The organism is Streptomyces sp. NPDC101194 (assembly GCF_044767885.1).
Taxonomy (GTDB): Bacteria; Actinomycetota; Actinomycetes; order Streptomycetales; family Streptomycetaceae; genus Streptomyces.
Genome location: NZ_JBIWOS010000003.1, coordinates 240,120 through 257,828, shown reverse-complemented (window position 1 = coordinate 257,828; position 17,709 = coordinate 240,120). Strand labels below are relative to the sequence as shown.

The following is a 17,709-nucleotide window of genomic DNA, read 5'->3' as shown; positions in this document are numbered from 1 at the left end:
CCGCTCGGGACGGCAGGGCGTCTTCGGCACCGGGCCTATCCGGCCCTGCGCGCCCGGACCACCACCGGGGCGGTCGAGCGCGGCAGCAGATCGGCCGGGTGCTCCGGGTGGATCACCTCCACCTCGACGCCCTCGCCGAAGCGGTACGGGCGGTGCGCCAGCACCTCCGCCAGATGACGCCTGATCCGTGAGATCTCCGCCCGCACCGTCACCGTCCGGGTCGCGTCACCGAAGATGTCCTGCGCCAGTTCCGACGCCGTTCGCCCCTCGCGGTGCAGCGCCAGGGCGTACAGCAGCTCCGCGTGGCGCGGCGAGAGCCGCTGGGTCCAGGTGCTGACCGCACTTGCCACATTGACCGTGAGACCGCGCGGCCGACTCAGATCCAGCACCACCCGGCGCCGCGACTCGTCCGTGGGCCCGTCCGAGGGCTCGTCCGTGACCTGCACCAGCCAGCCGCCGGACAACGGCTCGACCCGGCACATGCCGAGCGACGGCAGCCACACCCGGCCCGGCTGCAACGACTTGGGCAGCGGCAGGCGGTCGACCGGCGGCATCCCGGTGACCCCGGCGAGCCAGCCGTGGGTGTCCACCGCCAGGGCCCGGCCGCCCAGCCTGCACAGCAACGGCGCCGCCACCGATCGCAGCCGGTCGATCGCCTGCAGATGACGGTTCCTGATCTCGCTCTCGGCGAGCCGGGCGACCGAACCGACCAGGGCGAGCGAGGCCGGATGGAAGGTGGACGCCGCACCGCTGAGGTCGACGACGCCGATCAGCCGGTTGTCCCGCGGATCACGTACCGGGGACGCCGCACACGTCCAGCTGTGCAGACTCCGCACGAAGTGCTCCGACGAATGGACCTGGACCGGTGTGCGCGAGACGAGCGCCGTACCGATCGCGTTCGTCCCCATGCTCGCCTCGGCCCAGGCCGCGCCCTCCGCCAGACAGATGTCGTCCGCCCGGCGCAGCACCCCGGTATTGCCCTGGCGCCACAGCACCCGGCCCTCCACATCGGTGACCACCACGATCTGCTGGGCGGCGTCCGCGAGGGAGACCAGGCTCTCGTTCAGCAGCGGCATCACCTCGCCGAGCGCCGACGCCCGGCGCCGGCGCTCGATCTCGTCCATCTCCAGCAGCACGCTGTCGGTGGACTGGTCCGGATCGACACCGCTGCGCAGCACCCGGTCCCAGGAGGCGCCGATCTCCGCCCGCGGAGCGGCCGGAGTACGCCCGCCGGAGAGCCTGGCCTCCCTGGCCCGGTGGATCACGCGCAGGGCCTCGACGGACTGGGGCACGGCCGACCGCGCCACCACGGCAGGGCTTGTCTCCACGCTCATTCCCCCCAGATGCCAGGGCCGGCTCGACGGCCCGCGGGCCCATCCTGCCCGCTGTGAGGGGACCGATACTGCGCACTCCGCACAATGGTTGCAACCCTTTGCAACTCTGGCGAGCGGGTGCGGGTCCGTACGAGAGTGGCGGAACACCGTGCGGCGGGGCCTGTGCTCCCTCTGCGGTGTGCACAGCATGGAGGGTGGTGCCGTGTCGGCGCAGCACCACCCTCCGTTGCTGCACGTCCGCCTCAGGGACGCTCGTTCGACTCGCACCGGGCGCGCCCCGCTCCCCGGGACCGGCCCGAGCCGGGCGGAAGGGGCTATCGCTCGACGGGCCGGGCCCGTTCGACGACCGAGGCCAGATCGAGACTGTGCGGCAACGTCCCGAACGCCGCGCCCCGGTCCCCGCCCAGCCGTGACGCGCAGAACGCGTCGGCCACCTCCGGCGGCGCCCAGCGCACCAGCAGCGAGCCCTGCAGCACGAGAGCCATCCGCTCGACCAGCCGACGGGCCCGCGCCTCGATCCCGCTGAGATCCGCCAGTTCCGTCAGCATGTCCTTGATCGCCCCGTCCAGCCGGTGATCGGCACCTCGCGCCCTGCCGACCTCCTGGAGGAACGCGTTCAGCGCCGACGGCTCGCGCTGCAGTGCCCGCAGCACATCCAGGGCCTGTACGTTCCCCGAGCCCTCCCAGATCGAGTTGAGCGGTGCCTCGCGCAGCAGCCGGGGCATTCCGGACTCCTCGACGTAACCATTGCCGCCGAGACACTCCAGCGCCTCGGCCACCATCGGTGTGCACCGCTTCGTCACCCAGTACTTGGCGGCGGGCACCGCGATCCGCAGGAAGGCCCGCTCGCTCTCCGAACCGTCGTCGTACGCGGCCGCCAGCCGCAGTGCCAGCACTGTCGCGGCCTCCGACTCCAGCGCCAGATCGGCCAGCACATTGCGCATCAGCGGCTTGTCGATCAGCACCCCGCCGAAGGCGCTGCGGTAGGTGCAGTGGTGGATCGCCTGTGCCACCGCCTGTCGCATCAGCGCCGCCGAACCGACCACGCAGTCCAGCCGTGTCGCCGCCACCATCTCGATGATGGTGTGCACCCCCCGCCCCTCGTCGCCGACCCGGCGCGCCCACGTCCCGTCGAACTCGACCTCGCTCGACGCATTGGACCGGTTGCCCAGCTTGTCCTTCAGCCGCTGGATCGCGAACGTGTTGCGGGTGCCGTCGGGCAGCACCCGGGGCAGCAGGAAGCACGTCAGACCCTCCGGCGCCTGCGCGAGGACCAGGAAGCCGTCGGACATCGGGGCCGAACAGAACCACTTGTGGCCGGTGAGCAGGTACTCGCCCGGGGCCGCCAGCGGTTCGGCCCGCGTCGTGTTGGACCGCACGTCCGTGCCGCCCTGCTTCTCCGTCATGCCCATCCCGAAGAGCACACCGGCCTTCTGCGCGGCGGGCCGCAGCTCCTGCTCGTACACCGTCGAGGTCAGCAGCGGTTCCCACTCGGCGGCCAGTGCCGGATCGGTCCGCAGCGCGGGCACCGCCGCGTGCGTCATCGACAACGGACAGCCGTGTCCCGCCTCCGCCTGCGTCCACACCAGGAAGCCGGCCGCCCGCCGCACATGACCGGCCCGCCTGCCCCAGGCGTCGGTCAGACCCGCGGAGACCGCATGACCCAGGAGCCGGTGCCAGGCCGGATGGAACTCCACCTCGTCGATGCGGTTGCCGTACCGGTCGTGGGAGCGCAGCACGGGCGGATTCCCGTTCGCCTGCGCCCCCCACTCCTGCGCCTGCGCGGAGCCGGCGGCCCTGCCCAGCTCGCCGAGCTCGACCCGCGCCGTGGCCAGAAGTTCGGGTGGCATGTGACGTTGCACGGCCTCGGTGAGCGCGAGGTCGGCGGAGAAGACGTCGTAGCCGTTCAGCGGCGGTACCTGGTTGGACACTGTGTGGGTGGTGGCTGCCATGCCGATACGGTAAGGACGTGCAGGCAGCAAATGAAACACCCGAGCGGCCACCGGGGCGGCTCCACCGCGCCCGAGTCCTCTACCGCAACGTATCCAAGCGGCAGATGGTCTGGCAGTTGCTCAAGGACACCATCAACTCGTGCATGGAGTACCGCATTCTGGGACTCGCCGCCGAGGCGGCGTTCTTCACCCTGCTGTCCCTGCCGCCGCTGCTGCTCGGTCTGATCGGGCTGCTCGGTTACGTCGACGAGTGGACCAACACCACCACGGTCGCCTCCATCGAGCGCAACATCCTCAACGCCGCGCAGACGGTGCTCAGCGAGCGGGGCGTGAACGACTTCGCCAAACCGCTCCTCGCGGACGTCACCACCGGTGCGCGGCCCGATGTCATCTCGATCGGCTTCGCGATCGCGCTCTGGTCCGGCTCCCGCGCCGTCAACGTCTTCATCGACACGATCACGGTGATGTACGGCCTCGACGGCCAGCGCGGCATCGTCAAGACGCGGCTGCTCTCCTTCCTGCTGTACGTCGTCGCGCTGCTGCTCGGCGCCGTCGTGCTGCCGCTGCTCGTGGTCGGCCCGGACAGGGTCGTGGAGTTCATCCCCTGGGGCACCGAGCTCATAAGCGTGCTGTACTGGCCGCTGGTGATATTGCTGTCGATCGCGTTCCTGACGACGCTCTACCACGTGTCCGTGCCGGTCCGTTCGCCGTGGATCGAGGACGTGCCGGGGGCGCTGGTGGCGCTCGCGATGTGGGTGCTCGGCAGTTTCCTGCTGCGGATCTACCTCACCAGTACGGTCGAGGGGCCCACGATCTACGGCTCGTTGGCCGCGCCGATCGCCGTCCTGCTGTGGATCGGTATCTCCGCGTTCGCGGTGCTGGTGGGAGCGGCGGTCAATGCCGCCATCGACCGGGTGTGGCCCTCACTCGCGACGGCCGCCGCGCGCGCGGCCAACGACCGGGTGCGGGCGGCCCAGGCCGCGGAGTTCGTGGCCCGGACGCAGGCGGAGAACCAGGACGGCGACCTGGACGACGGGGAGGACGACGACGGCGGCAGCCCCTACATGCCGTCCGAGTTCCCGGAACGCTGGTCGAGATTCCTGCCGCCGGACGACGTGAAGTCCAGGCTGCAGCCGAGCCGCGACAAGGAGCCGGACCGGCCGGACCGGCCGGACGGCCCGTCCGGCGGGTGAGGACGTCCGCCGACCGGTCGGCGGACGCGAGTGGTGCGGTCGGTGAGGGTGCCGCAGCCGGGATCGTGGGCGGCGCGATCCCCGGGGGTGCGGGCGTGGGCACGGCGGGGAACGCCGGAGTCGCGGGAGCGGTCGGTGCCGTCGTCGCGCCGGGGGACCAGGACGGATTCGGCCGCCGAACGGATCCCGGTGCGTGCGCTGTCGAACGTACGCCGGGCTCCGGCCGGGGTGTTCTCGTAGCCCGGGGCGACCGGATGCGCGCCCGGCGCATGGCCGTCGACCTCGACCGTGACCGTCGGGCCGCTGTCGGCGGTGAACCGCATCGGTGCCCTCATGCCCCCGGGACGCCGATGCCGTCCGCCGACGGGATTAGCGTGTGAGGCATGGGCGACAGGTACGAGGAACGGGCGTCGAGGTTCGACGGCGCGACCCTGTGGACACTGAGCGTGCCGGACGGATCGGCCCATGCGGTGCTGCCGGACGGCTGCATGGACCTGCTCTGGATCGACGGGCGGCTGCTCGTCGCGGGACCCGACACCCGTGCCGCGACGGCGGCCGTCGGGACCGGCGGGCGGTACACCGGAATCCGTTTCGCCCCCGGTACGGCCCCCGCGCTGCTCGGTGTGCCGGCGCACGAACTGCGCGACCGCCGGGTCGATCTCGCGGACCTGTGGCCGGGCGCATCCGTCCGGGAGCTCACCGAACGCCTCGCGGAAGACCCCGACCCCACCGCCGGGCTGGAGGCCATCGCCCTGCGACGAGCGGTCGACACGGCTCCGCCGGACCCGCTGATGCGGTTCGTGGCCACGCAGCTCGGCGACGGCCGGTCCGTCGCCGACATCGCGCGGACGGTGGGCCTCGGCGCCCGTCAGCTGCACCGTCGGTCACTCACGGCCTTCGGCTACGGGCCCAAGACGCTCGGCCGGATCCTGCGGCTGCAGCGTGCGCTCGCCCTCGCCCGGTCCGGAACGCCCTACGCCGAGGCCGCGGTCGCGGCGGGCTGCACCGACCAGGCCCATCTCGCACGGGAGATGCGCGACCTGGCCGGGACCACCCTGTCCGCCCACCTGGCGTCCTCGTGAGGCGGCCGGACGGGCGCCGGGCTCAGCCGTTCGCGGCGAACAGCGACACCGCGCAGCCGTCCGGGTCGAGGACCGTCGCGTAGCGCTGCCCCCACACCGCGTCCCACGGCTTCAGATGTCCTCGGTACCCGGCGCCGGTCAGGTCGTCGTACACCGCGTCCACCTCCGCCGGGCTGTCGCAGAGGAAGGCGAGCGAGAGGCGTTCCCCGCCGTGCGACGGGGACCACCGGGGATCGAACGAGCGGATGACCTCCTCGGTGTCCCACAGCAGACGCTGTCCGCCCGGGAGCGTCACTTCGACATGAGGCGCGGATTCCGCGTCGGCGGGGATGTCGAGTCCGAGCCGTCGGTAGAAGGTGAGCGATGCGGCCAGATCCGCGGTGACGATGGCGATCGCGTCCATACGTGGAGTCATGCTCCGACCGTAGGACGGCCACCGTCACGAGTCTTGTAGGAAACGGACACGGGCGGTGGACCGCGCGGCCGCAGGACGTCCGGGGGTGCGGGAGCCGGGGGCCTTCGCCGGCGTGGGCGGTGCGCGGGCGGGCCCGCCGGGACCGTGATCCCCGACGGGCCCGCCCGCCGCAGTGGCGGGGCGGAACCGACCCGCGTCGTGGCGGGCGGCACCGCCCCGCCGTCACTGCGAGGGGGTGCTCGCCGTGCAGTCGGCGGGCGATGCGCCAGGGTCGGTCAGCGCCAGACCGAGCTGGGCGCGTTCGGTCACCCAGCGGCTCGGGCGGTGACGTGGGTCGCCCGTCGTGCGGTGCAGTGCCCGGTGCAGCTCCAGCATCCGTTCGCCGCCGATCCGGTCGCCCCAGGCCAGCGGGCCGACGGGGTAGCCGAGCCCGGCCGTCACGGCCAGGTCGATGTCGGCAGGGGTGGCGATGGAGCGCTCCGCGATCGATGCCGCGACCGACACGATCGAGGCGAGGAGCCGCTGAGCGACCGAGCCCGCCGTGTCCCGCACCACCGAGACCGCGTACGCGGCCTCGCCGTCCGTGGCGCGGGCCAGCACGGCGCGGGCGTCACGCGCGGCGGACGGGTCCGCTGCCGGGGTCACGGCCAGCACCCGGCGCCGGCCGGCCGCGGGCAGCGGGTCCACGCCGAAGGTGCGCCCCGCGGGCAGCCGGTGCGCGGCGACCGCGGAGGCCACCGTGGCGCCCCAGACCGGAACGAGTACGAGGGCGTCGGCGGACGGCTCCGCGCCGGTTTCGATGACGGCGCCCGCCGCGGTCAGCGCCGCGCGCAGCGCGGTCGCGTCCTGGTCCTGCGGTGCGGCGCCGTGGACGAACACCGGCCGGTCCGCGTTGCCCGTGACGGGCGGCTCCGGGGCCGGGCCGGGTGCCTCGGGGCCGTGCTCGTACCAGCCGCGCCCGGTCTTGCGGCCGTGCAGCCCGGCGGCCACCCGGTTCGGGGTGAGGTAGGAGGGGCGGAGCCGGTCCGCGTACCGGAACCCCGTCCAGATCGAATCGATCACCGTGGCGGTCACGTCCAGACCCGTGAGGTCCATCAGTTCGAACGGGCCCATCCGCAGCCCGAGCACCTCGCGGGCGATCCGGTCGATGTCCGCCGGGTCGCAGACCGTCTCCTCCAGGAGTGCGAGGGCCTCGGTCACCAGGCCGCGGCCCGCGTGGTTGACCAGGAAGCCGGGGGTGTCGGCGACCGTGACCGCTCGGTGGCCACAGCTCTCGACGAGGGCGGTGAGGACCGGCGGGATCTCCGGACGGGTGGCCGCGCCGGGCACCACCTCGACGATCCTCATCAGCGGCACCGGATTGAAGAAGTGCAGTCCGGCCAGGCGCGTCGGGTCCTTCAACGTCGCGGCGATCCGGGTGACCGACAGGGAGGAGGTGTTGGTCGCGAAGACGGCCGTGGCGGGCAGGGCCCGTTCCAGCCGGCCGAAGACCTCCGTCTTGGTGTCGAGGTCCTCCCGCACGGCCTCGACGACCAGTTCCACGTCCGGGCCCGCCGCCCACGGGTCGTCCAGCGGGATCAGCCGCTCCAGGGCGGCTGCGGAGTCCTCGGCGGACATCCGGCCCTTCTGCACGGCCCGGTCGAGCATGGACCGTACGAAGTCCACGGCGGCCGTCACCGCCTTTGTCCGTACGTCGCACAGCTCGACGGTGTGTCCGGCGGTCGCCGCCCACTGGGCGATGCCGCGGCCCATGGCCCCGGCGCCGACGATCCTGATACGCATGGCGGTTGCGGTCCTCTCGGGTGTGACATGTGATCCGTCCCAGCGAAGATAGACGCGGTCCGGGTCCACGTCCTCGCGCAGCGGCCGCAGTTCGGCCGCGGTCGGCGGCGGTACGGTCCCGACGGCGTCGGCCGCTTCCAGGTCCCGGCCGGTGGCCGCCTGCACCTGTTCGACGGTGACGCCCGGGTGGACGGCGACCTGCCTCAGCCGCCGGCCGATGCCCGCACGGGCCGGGATGCCCGGTTCGGTGACGACCCGGGTGACGTCGGCGGTGCCCGTTCCGAGGTACGCGCGTCGCCCCCACCCGGCCGGCGGCCATTGATTGCTGTCCGACATCGAATTAGGGTCCGATCCGGACGTCTCATTGATGAATCCGGACGATGGGACCGGTGACCGAAGGGGCGGACATGGAATTGCGTCATCTGTCCGCCTTCGTCGCCGTGGCGGAGGAGCTGCACCTCGGGCGGGCCGCCGAACGGCCGCAGACGGCCCCCCAGCCGTCGTCGAGCCGGCGGACCGGGCAGTGGGAGGCCCCCACGCCGACGGGTCCGGTGGACGCGTCGGACCGCCGATCCGCCGCGAGCCGCCACGGAGACGCGCCGCCTCTCGAACCGGGGCGAACCGGATACGGGACCGACTCGGTCGCCGGGTGCGAGGGTCGGCGGCACACCCCCCCCGCGTCACGGAAAGGGCGAAGACACGCCCCTCACCACCGAAAGGTCACGCCGTGCCCGACCAGCAGCTCGATGTCGTCATCTGTGAACCGCTGCGCACCCCCATCGGCCGCTTCGGCGGAGTGTTCGCCCAGCAGACCCCGGCCGCGCTCGCGGCTCGCGTCATCGCCGAGGTGGTCGCCCGCACCGGGATCGACCCGGCCGCGGTCGACGAGGTCGTCCTCGGGCACTCCTACCCGTCCGCCGAGGCCCCGGCCATCGGCCGGGTCGCGGCCCTCGACGCAGGGTTGCCCGAGACCGTCACCGGCTCCCAGATCGACCGCCGTTGCGGCTCCGGCCTCCAGGCCGTCCTCGACGCCGCGATGCAGATCCGGGCGGGCTTCAGCGATGTCGTCATCGCGGGCGGCGTCGACGTGATGAGCGCGGCCCCGTACTACACGCACGAAGGACGCTGGGGCATCAAGGGTCCCGGCCTCCAGCTCCACGACGCGCTGGCAAGGGGCCGGGTGACCGCGGGCGGCGTCAACCACCCCGTGCCCGGCGGGATGATCGAGACCGCCGAGAACGTACGCCGTGCCCACGGCATCGGCCGCGCCGACCAGGACGCGCTCGCACTGCGCTCGCAGCAGCGCGCCGGCCGGGCCGCCGCCGAGGGGCGGTACGACGCGGAGATCGTCCCCGTCACCGTACGGACCCGCAAGGGCGAGACCGTCGTGACCGCGGACGAGCACCCGCGCCCCGACACCACCGCCGAGCAACTCGCCGCGCTGCGCCCGATCATGGCGAAGTCGGATCCCGGGGCGACCGTCACCGCCGGCAACGCCAGCGGGCAGAACGACGCGGCCGCCGCCTGCCTGGTGACCAGCGCGGCCACCGCCGAGCGGCTCGGCCTCCACCCGCTGGTCCGACTGGTCTCCTTCGCCCGCGCCGGGGTACCCGCGGCGACCATGGGCATGGGTCCCGTCCCGGCCACCCGGGCCGCCCTCGACCGCGCCGGACTCACCCTCGCCGACCTCGACCTGATCGAGCTCAACGAGGCATTCGCCGCCCAAGTGATCGCCTGTACGCGCGAGTTGGGTCTCGGTGACATCGACCACGAGCAGCGCATCAACGTCAACGGCTCCGGCGTCTCCCTCGGCCATCCGGTCGGTGCCACCGGCGCCCGCATCCTTGCCACGCTCACCCGTGAACTGCATCGCCGCGAGGCCCGGTACGGACTGGAGACCATGTGCATCGGCGGCGGGCAGGGCCTTGCCGCGATCTTCGAACGCATCGTCGCCTGAGGTGTGCCGTCGGCAGGGGGACGCAGGGCGTCCCCCTGCCGACGCGATGCAGGGTCCGCGCGGCCGGTGTGCGTGGCGCAGACGTTGACGCACTTCCGTTCCTGAGGCCCGAGGCGGGGGGTGCGTCCGGCACCGGCGGCGAGGGGCGCGGCGTGCCTCAGCCGACGTCGGTCCGCGCGCTCGCGCCCCGCTCCGCCTCCGGCGGTACCGCGAGGTGGTCCCGCTCCGCCTCCGGGTCGGTCAGCCGGTTGAGCCGGGCCGGCACATCGAACCCGACCAGCAGCACCACGATCACCGTGCCGGCGAACGTGAGCACGGCCAGCGCCTGTCCCAGGTCCATCCCGGACGCCAGATGCGCACCCAGGACCGGGGCCACGGCGCCACCCAGTGCTCCCACGTTGTACGTGAAGCCGAGCGCAGCACCCCGGCTCGCGGTCGGGAAGTGCCCGCCGATGTACCGGGGCAGCAGCCCGGAGATGCCGAAACTGGTCGCCTGGAGCAGGAAGAGCAGGATGCCGAGCAGCAGCAGGTTGTCGTGCACGGCGAAGACCGGATAGACGAAGGCCAGCGAGGCCAGCAGCGTCAGCGCGTACGCCTTCTTCGCACCGATCCGGTCGCCGAGGAAGCCCGCGGTCCAGCAGCCGACCATGGTGCCGAAGCCCGCGAAGTACAGCACATCGGTGACCTGGCCGGTGGAGTAGCCGAGTTCGGTCTTCAGATACGTGGGCAGCAGCGCCTGGATCGGCCACGAGTACAGGAACGCGAAGAACAGCGTCACGATCATCGACAGATACAGCACCCAGCCCCGTTTGCCGCCGAGCTGTACGGCGAACGCGGCGAGCGCGAGTCCGGCGACCACCGAGAGCACCGGAACCATGCCGGCACCGCCGGGGGTGAAGACCAGAAAGAGCGAGACGGTGGCGACGACGATCAGCACCGTGTTGACCGTGGCCCGGACACGGGTCACGAACAGCGGCCGGAACGGATTGGGCTTGGCCCCCTTCTCCGCCACGGTCTGGGTCCACTCCTCGGCCTCCGGCAGCGCGCGCCGCATCCACAGCGCGATGGCGATCGGTATCAGGCCCAGATAGAACATCCACCGCCAGCCGAGCGACGGGACGACCCACTTGTAGACCTGTGCGGCGAGCACCGAGCCGACCGAGAAACCGGAGATCAGGAATCCGCTGGCCCGGCTGCGGAGCCGCGCGGGCCAGCTCTCCATCACGTACGTGGCGCTGGCACTGTACTCGCCGGCCATGCCCATGCCGATGGCGAGCCGGGCCGCGAACAGACTCTGGTAGTTCCAGGCGAATCCGCAGGCGAAGGTGCCGAGCGAGTACAGCAGGATGCTCAGGATCATGGAGAGCTTGCGGCCGTACCGGTCGCCCACTGCGCCGAGCAGCGCACCGCCCAGCCAGCGGGTGATGAACGCGCCGGAGATCAGGCTTGCGGCCTGCACCGTGCTCAGGCCGAAGTCGTCACTGATCTCGGTGAGCACGAGCGTGATCAGCACGAAGTCGAAGCCGTCGAGGACGTAGCCGATCCAGGCGGCGAAGAACGACTTCCACTGGGCGCCGCTCACTTCGCGGTACCAGGGGAGCGTCGGAGGTGATGTGGTCTGCACGGTGACTCCAGGATGCGGGACGGCGCTCGCCGTTGAGCGGCCGGCCCGCGTGGTGGGGACAGGTCAGCGCCGGGCGATGCCCGCGACGAAGCGGGCGGTCAGGGCGGTGGGGGCGGTGATGGCGGTGCCGACGACGACGCTGTGGGCGCCGCGTGCCAGGGCTGCGGCGGCTTCGTCGGGCGTGTTGATACGGCCTTCGGCGACGACGGGGACGTCGATCGCGGCGCTGAGCGCGGCGACCAGTTCGAGGTCGGGACCGGTCTGTTGTGGTGTGCCGGGGACGTAGCCGGAGAGCGTGGTGGAGACGAAGTCCGCGCCCTGCCCGGCTGCCGCGATGCCCTCGGCGAGCGTGGAGACATCGGCCATGACCAGGGCGCCGGCCTCGTGGACGGCCGTGACCAGCTCGGCGAAGGACGAGCCGTCGGGGCGCGGTCGGTCGGTGGCGTCCGCGGCGACGACGGCCGCACCCGCCTCGACGATCGCCAGGGCGTGCCGGACGGTCGGGGTGATGTAGACGCCCACGTCACCGTCCTTCCACAGACCGATGACCGGCAGGTCGACGGCCTCGACGATCGCGGCGACGACGGCCGGTTCGTTGGCGCGGATCGCCGCACCGCCACCCGCGACGGCCGACCGGGCGAGTCGGACGAGGGTGCCGGTCTCCCGCATCGGGTCGCCGGGGGGCGCCTGGCAGGAAACGATCAGCCTGCCCTGGAGGGAAGCGGCCAGTTCCTGTGCTGTCATCGAGCGGCTCCTGGGTGGTGGAGGGGAAGAGTGGTGGTCAGGGCGGCGGCGCCGAGCACGGCCGCGTCGGCGCCGAACAGCGGCGCCTCGGGTGTCAGCCCGCGCAGCGGCGGCATCAGCTCCGCGGCGAAGGCGGCGGTCAGGGCGTCCCCGTACAGCGGGCCGATCCGCGGCACACCGCCGCCGACGACGACCCGGTCGGGCCCCAGCGCGTTGGCGAGTCCGCCGAGCACATGGCCGGTGGCGGCCGCGCCGACGGTGATGGCGCGGATGGCGGCGGCGTCTCCCCGCACGGCACGGGCGGCGACGGTTTCGAGCCGGTCCGCCGGAGCACCGGCCAGCCGCTCGTAGTGGGCGACGATGCCGGGCCCGGAGGCGATGACCTCCAGATGCCCGGTGGCGCCGCAGGTGCAGGGCAGTCCGGCCGCCTCGGGGCTGGGCAGATGGCCCAGGTGCCCGGCGATCCCGGCGGCACCGTGCAGCATGCGTCCGTCGACGGCGATCGCACCGCCCACTCCCGTACCGACCGCCACGAAGAGCAGCGACCCGTGGCCCGGATCGCCCGGGCCCGATGCGACGCGGTCCGGCCCGTCCGTACCGGGAGACCTGCGGCCCGCTCCGGGCGCGGCAGTCCCCGTGCGGTCCGCTCCGTCCGCGCGGGGCTCCGGGCGATCCGGCCCGTCCGGTCCGGTCGTGCCCGACGACCCGTGCCCCGTCCGGTGCGCCCGCAGCGCCGCGAGTTCGGGTCCGGCGGTGGCGCGTACGTCGTTGTCGCAGGCCACCAGGAGCCCGGTACGGTCCGCGAGGCCCGCGCCCAGCGCGGTGCCTGCCCAGCCGCGGATGGAATCGGTGGCACTGGTGACCATGCCGGTACGGGGATCGACGACCCCGGCCGCCGCGATCCCGAGCGCCGTTGCCAGCCGTCCCGGATCGACGGCGGCGGCGGCCGCGGCGAGCGCGTCCAGTACGGCGGTCGCGCCCTCCAGGGCCGGGGTGGGCCGGGTGTGCCGGGCCAGCACCGCGCCGTCCGCGCCGAAGAGCGCGGCGGCGATCTTCGTGCCGCCCAGGTCGAGGCCGATCACGGGGGCGCCGGTGCCGCCGGACGAGGTGGCGGAACTCATCGGACCGGCGGCAGACCGGCGGCGCGCAGGCGCTGGGCGACCAGACCGACCGACTCGGCGTTCAGCCGGATCTGGGGGAAGGCGGTGTCGCCGCACTCGATGATGCCGAGCAGGTGGAGCGCCGCCTTGAACGAGCCGAGCGCCGAGGAACTGCGGCCCATGTCCGCCTCCGGCCCGACGTCGACCATCCCGAACAGCTCGACGAGCCGCTCCTGCTCCTTCGCGGCGAGTGCCCAGTTCCCGGCCCGCGCGGCGTCGTAGAGCCGCACATAGCCGGCCGGATCGACGTTGCCGATGCCCGGTACGACACCGTCGACGCCGGCCAGCAGGGCGGCGTCCACGGTGAGCTCGGAGCCGGTGAGCACGCTGAATCGCGGTGCCGGGCCCTCCTTGCGCCCGTCCCGTCCGCCCAGTTCGACGAGCAGCCGGCGCAGTCCGCCCTCGTCGCCGCTGCTGTCCTTGAGGCCGGCCAGCGTGCCGTCCTCGGCGAGCTCGCGCACGAGCGCGGCGGAGAGCTTGCTGTGCACGGCGACCGGGATGTCGTACGCGAACAGCGGCAGATCGACCGCCGCGCGCAGCCGCCGGAAGTGCTGGGCGATCTCCTTGCCGTGGGTGCGGGTGTAGAAGGGTGCGGTCGCGACCAGGGCGTCCGCGCCCAGTTCCGCGGCGGACCTGGCGTGCTCGACGACGCGCGGGGTGGTGGTGTCGATGACACCGGCGAGCACCGGAACCCTGCCGTCGGCCACGTTGACCACGGTCTCCAGCGCTGTGGAGCGCTGCTCGTCGGTGAGGTAGGCGACCTCGCTGGTGGAGCCGAGCGCGAACAGCCCGTGCACCCCGCCGGCGACGAGATGCTCGACGAGCCGGGCGAGGGACGAGGTGTCCACCTCCCCCTGCGAGTCGAGCGGGGTGCAGACCGGCGGGACGACGCCGTGCAGCGGTGCGGTCAGAGACATGTGAGGGCTCTCCAGCATGGTCGAGACGCCGATCCGTGGCCGGGGGCGGCGACACGGATCGAGACATGAGACGTAAGATGTCCTATGTCTGGCCTCACCTTAAACAGATGCTCCTGCGACCGGTCAAGGGGCAATCGCACCTCAGGAGGACGTTGTGGTCCGCCCCACCATGGCTCAGGACATAGAGCGCCGGCTCAAGGAGCTGATCCTGGAGCGCAGACTCGCCCCCGGCGACGCCCTGCCCACCGAGGCGGAGCTGATGGAGCTCTTCGGCGTCGGGCGGGTGTCGGTGCGCGAAGCCCTCAAGGCGCTCCAGGCCGTCAACGTCGTGGAGATCCGCCGAGGCTCCGGCACCTTCGTCGGCTCGCTCTCGCTGTCACCCTTCGCCGAGGGGCTCGCCTTCCGTGCCGCCGTTCGTCACCGGCAGGGCGAACCGGGCCTCTACGAGCTGATGAAGGTGCGGGAGGCCCTGGAGGCCGGCCTGGTCGGGTCCGTCTCGGCCGGTGTCCCCGACGAGGACCTCGAAGTGCTGCGTGGCCTGGTCGCGCGGATGGAGGAGGAGGCCCGTGGCGGCGGCCGGGTGGCGCGCGACACCGACCGCGCCTTTCATCTCGCGCTCTACGCCTCGCTCGACAACCATCTGCTCAGTGAGGTGCTGGACGCCTTCTGGGCGGCCATGGACCGGGTCCGCGAAGACCTCGACGACGGCCATCAGGACCCTGCCGCCACCTGCGCCCAGCACCGGGAGATCGTCGCGGCGGTCGCGGCGGCCGACGGGGAACGTGCGGTGCGTGCCATGCGTACCCACTTCGACGGCATCCGCGCTCGCCTGGAGCCGGCGGCCGGCCGGTGACGGGCGGCCGGGACGGGTGACCGGGGACCGGTCGCCGGTCGCCCGGGACCTGTGGAAGTCCGTTGGCCGTACGTCGTCCCGCCCCGGACCGCCGGTCGTCGGGCCCCGTCCTCCTGAGGCCGGCGTCGGGCCGGGGCCGTACGTCGCCGGGTGGCCGGGGGAGTGTGATCCGAGGTCGCCCCCTCACCGCCCCGCGGCGGTCCCCGTGATCGCGGTGACCGCCATCCGCACCGCCCGCTCCGCCACCGCCGCATGGTCGTCGCCCGACTCGATCGCCGTCGTGGCGGCGTTGACGATCCCCTGCAGCAGCAGCGCCGTGCGCCGTGGATCCTCCTCGCCCAGGTCGGTGAGCGCGTCGATCAGTGGGGTGAGCAGCTCCCGGTGGGCCCGTACCGCGCTCTCCCGCACCACCGTCGCGTCCCGGACCCCGGCCAGCGCCTGGGCGATCCGGTGCTCACCGCTGCGCACCAGCTCCAGCTGGGACGACACATACGCGGCGATCTTCTCCTCGGGCGTACCGGCTGCGGACATTCCGGCCCGGATGGCGTCCGTCCAGCGCGGCATCGCGTCCTCGACGACGGCGGCGAGCAGTTCGGGACGGCCGGGAAAGTACTTGTACAGGCTGTTGCGGGCCAGGCCGGTGGCCCTGGCGACCGCCGTGAAGGTCACGTCCTCGGCGTCCCCGCCCTCCAGCAGTTCGCGCGCCGCCCGCACCAGGGCCAGCCGCTGCTGGGCGTGGTGCTCGACGACCGTGGCGGCTCTGATCCTGGGCACGGGCCCAGTCTAGAAGCCCCGGCGCTCTTTCGACCCCCACTTGGCGACGCCGCGTCCCCATCATCTATGTTGGCGACACATCGTCCCTAACATCCATCGAAGGGAACCGCTGTGTTCCTCGCTCTGCTGGAGCTGCGCGCCGCCCGAGGGCGCTTCCTGCTCATGGGATCCGTCGTGGTGCTGGTCGCCGCACTCGTGGGCATCGTCTCCGGCTTCACCACCGGCCTCGGCGACGACACCGTCTCCGCGCTGCGCCGGCTTCCGGCCTCGCAGCTGGTGTTCTCGTCCGACGCCCGGTCCGACCAGTTCGCCCGCAGTCTCCTCGACGAAAGGACGGCCGCCGCCTGGCGCAAGGACGCGAACACCGACGCGACCCCGCTGGGCGTCTCCATCACCCGCGGTACGACGAACCGGGGCACCGAGGTCGATCTCGCCGCCTTCGGCGTCGAGCCCGACTCCTTCCTCAGCCCCGCCGTCACCCGGGGCCACGGCCTCGCACACGCGGCGGCGGACAGCCTCGTGATGTCGGCCAAGCTCGCCGACGAGGGCGTACGCGTCGGAGACGTACTGGTCATCGACCGGCTCGGCATCAGGCTGCACGTCGTCGGAGCGACCGAACGCTCCAGCTACGGCCATGTGGCCGCCGCCTACGTGCCGTTGAAGACGTGGCAGCGCATCCGCTTCAGCACTCCGGGCGCGCCGGCCTCGTCCGCCGCCGCCATCCCCGACCAGTTCAGCGCCCTGGCCCTGCGTACCCCGGCCAGGGTCTCGACCGCCGAACTCGACGCGCGGCACTCCACCACGACCCTCACGAAGGAGAAGGCGTACGAGGCCGCGCCCGGCTACACCGGCGAACGCGTCACCATGAACTCGATCCAGGTGTTCCTCTACCTGATCGCACCTCTGGTGGTCGGCGCCTTCTTCGCCGTGTGGACCGTGCAGCGCCAGCCCGAACTCGCCCTGCTGCGTGCGCTGGGTGCCTCACGCCGTCGGCTGCTCGCCCACACCGTGCTCCAGGCGGCCCTCGTCGTCGTCCTCGGCACCGCCGCGGGCGCCGTCCTGGCCGGCGCGGTCGGGTTGCTGGTCGGTGAGCAGGTGCCGTTCAGCCTGCCCGCCGCCACCCTCGCCGCCACCATGTGCACCGTCGCGGCCGTCGGCCTCGCGGGCACCGCCCTGACTCTGCGCCGGGTCACCCGAGCCGACCCGCTGACCATGCTGGGAGCCAACCGATGAGCCTCGAACTGAACGGCGTCACCGTCGCGTTCGGCCGTGCGGATGCCCGTACGACCGTCTTCGACGGCCTCGATGTCACCTTCGAACCGGGGCGGATGACCGCCCTCGTCGGCCCGTCGGGCTCCGGCAAGTCCACCCTGCTCGCCGTCGCGGGCGCACTGCTGCGGCCCACCGCCGGGCAGGTCCTGCTGGATGGTGAGGACCTCGCCGTGCTCTCCGACGCCCAGCGTGCCAAGGTGCGCCGGGAACGCATCGGCTACATGTTCCAGAGCGGCAATCTGCTCTCCGGTCTGGCGGCCGTCGAACAGCTCCTGGCCGCCGCCTACATCAGTGGCGAACGCCCCCGCGCACACCGCTCCCGCGCCGAGGAGGCGTTGACCGGGGTGGGCCTCGGCCACCGACTGCGCCACCGTCCCGAACAGCTCTCCGGTGGCGAACGCCAGCGCGTCGCACTGGCCCGTGCGCTCTTCCTCTCCCCGAAACTGCTGCTGGTCGACGAACCGACGGCGGCCGTCGACCGCTCGCAGGCCGGCGAGCTGGCCGAACTGCTCGCCGAGCGCACCCGGCAGGACCACTGCGTCACGGTCGTGGCCACGCACGACCCGGCCGTGGCGGACGCCGCCGACCGGGTCGTGGACATGGCCGAGCTGACCGCCGCCGCGGCGGCGTCCACGCGGTCCGCCCGCTGA

General features: G+C 72.8%; 15 protein-coding genes. 6 read left to right on the top strand and 9 right to left on the bottom strand.

Annotation, left to right across the window (positions count from 1 at the left end; genetic code table 11):
• Nucleotides 1-35: 35 nt before the first annotated feature.
• The gene (locus ACIRP2_RS14265) at nt 36-1,334 is read right to left on the bottom strand and encodes a GAF domain-containing protein (RefSeq protein ID WP_404249935.1); all 1,299 of its coding nucleotides are present in this window, start codon (nt 1,332-1,334) and stop codon (nt 36-38) included.
• Between the two features lie 314 nt (nt 1,335-1,648).
• Nucleotides 1,649-3,286 (bottom strand): acyl-CoA dehydrogenase family protein, encoded by a 1,638-nt coding sequence (locus ACIRP2_RS14260; RefSeq protein ID WP_404249933.1) that lies wholly within the window; start codon nt 3,284-3,286, stop codon nt 1,649-1,651.
• Nucleotides 3,287-3,390: 104 nt separating this feature from the next.
• Here ACIRP2_RS14260 and ACIRP2_RS14255 point away from each other — a divergent pair, with 104 nt between their 5' ends.
• Entirely contained in the window at nt 3,391-4,479 is a 1,089-nt protein-coding gene (locus ACIRP2_RS14255) for a YihY/virulence factor BrkB family protein (protein WP_404250831.1), read from the top strand.
• Between the two features lie 383 nt (nt 4,480-4,862).
• Entirely contained in the window at nt 4,863-5,561 is a 699-nt protein-coding gene (locus ACIRP2_RS14250) for a DUF6597 domain-containing transcriptional factor (RefSeq protein ID WP_404249931.1), read from the top strand.
• Nucleotides 5,562-5,583: 22 nt separating this feature from the next.
• Here the strand turns inward: ACIRP2_RS14250 and ACIRP2_RS14245 are convergent, their stop codons facing one another.
• Both ACIRP2_RS14245 and ACIRP2_RS14240 read right to left on the bottom strand, forming a co-directional pair.
• Nucleotides 5,584-5,976 (bottom strand): VOC family protein, encoded by a 393-nt coding sequence (locus ACIRP2_RS14245; protein WP_404249929.1) that lies wholly within the window; start codon nt 5,974-5,976, stop codon nt 5,584-5,586.
• Nucleotides 5,977-6,198: 222 nt separating this feature from the next.
• The gene (locus ACIRP2_RS14240; protein ID WP_404250829.1) at nt 6,199-7,758 is read right to left on the bottom strand and encodes a 3-hydroxyacyl-CoA dehydrogenase; all 1,560 of its coding nucleotides are present in this window, start codon (nt 7,756-7,758) and stop codon (nt 6,199-6,201) included.
• A gap of 727 nt (nt 7,759-8,485) precedes the next feature.
• On the opposite strand from ACIRP2_RS14240, the gene ACIRP2_RS14235 reads away from it, so the two are divergent.
• Complete coding sequence (locus ACIRP2_RS14235; RefSeq protein WP_404249927.1) at nt 8,486-9,715, top strand: acetyl-CoA C-acetyltransferase; 1,230 nt, start codon at nt 8,486-8,488, stop codon at nt 9,713-9,715.
• Between the two features lie 157 nt (nt 9,716-9,872).
• Here the strand turns inward: ACIRP2_RS14235 and ACIRP2_RS14230 are convergent, their stop codons facing one another.
• The 4 genes from ACIRP2_RS14230 to ACIRP2_RS14215 form a co-directional block, all read right to left on the bottom strand.
• Nucleotides 9,873-11,339 carry a sialate:H+ symport family MFS transporter gene (locus ACIRP2_RS14230; protein ID WP_404249925.1) on the bottom strand — a complete coding sequence of 489 codons (1,467 nt, stop codon included), beginning with the start codon at nt 11,337-11,339 and terminating at the stop codon, nt 9,873-9,875.
• A gap of 63 nt (nt 11,340-11,402) precedes the next feature.
• On the bottom strand, nt 11,403-12,083 hold the full coding sequence (locus ACIRP2_RS14225) for an N-acetylmannosamine-6-phosphate 2-epimerase (RefSeq protein ID WP_404249923.1): 681 nt from the start codon (nt 12,081-12,083) through the stop codon (nt 11,403-11,405).
• Nucleotides 12,080-13,204 (bottom strand): ROK family protein, encoded by a 1,125-nt coding sequence (locus ACIRP2_RS14220; protein WP_404249921.1) that lies wholly within the window; start codon nt 13,202-13,204, stop codon nt 12,080-12,082. The genes ACIRP2_RS14225 and ACIRP2_RS14220 overlap by 4 nt, the downstream gene beginning before the upstream one ends.
• Nucleotides 13,201-14,160 (bottom strand): dihydrodipicolinate synthase family protein, encoded by a 960-nt coding sequence (locus ACIRP2_RS14215; RefSeq protein WP_404249919.1) that lies wholly within the window; start codon nt 14,158-14,160, stop codon nt 13,201-13,203. The genes ACIRP2_RS14220 and ACIRP2_RS14215 overlap by 4 nt, the downstream gene beginning before the upstream one ends.
• Before the next feature lie 154 nt (nt 14,161-14,314).
• Here ACIRP2_RS14215 and ACIRP2_RS14210 point away from each other — a divergent pair, with 154 nt between their 5' ends.
• A complete protein-coding gene (locus ACIRP2_RS14210) occupies nt 14,315-15,013 on the top strand; it encodes a FadR/GntR family transcriptional regulator (protein ID WP_404249917.1) in 699 nt (232 codons plus the stop codon).
• A 183-nt stretch (nt 15,014-15,196) separates the two neighbouring features.
• Here ACIRP2_RS14210 and ACIRP2_RS14205 read toward each other — a convergent pair whose 3' ends face one another.
• Complete coding sequence (locus ACIRP2_RS14205) at nt 15,197-15,787, bottom strand: TetR/AcrR family transcriptional regulator (protein WP_404249915.1); 591 nt, start codon at nt 15,785-15,787, stop codon at nt 15,197-15,199.
• A gap of 111 nt (nt 15,788-15,898) precedes the next feature.
• Here ACIRP2_RS14205 and ACIRP2_RS14200 point away from each other — a divergent pair, with 111 nt between their 5' ends.
• Both ACIRP2_RS14200 and ACIRP2_RS14195 read left to right on the top strand, forming a co-directional pair.
• Complete coding sequence (locus ACIRP2_RS14200; protein WP_404249913.1) at nt 15,899-17,020, top strand: ABC transporter permease; 1,122 nt, start codon at nt 15,899-15,901, stop codon at nt 17,018-17,020.
• On the top strand, nt 17,017-17,709 hold the full coding sequence (locus tag ACIRP2_RS14195; protein WP_404249911.1) for an ABC transporter ATP-binding protein: 693 nt from the start codon (nt 17,017-17,019) through the stop codon (nt 17,707-17,709). Before ACIRP2_RS14200 ends, ACIRP2_RS14195 begins: the two co-directional genes overlap by 4 nt.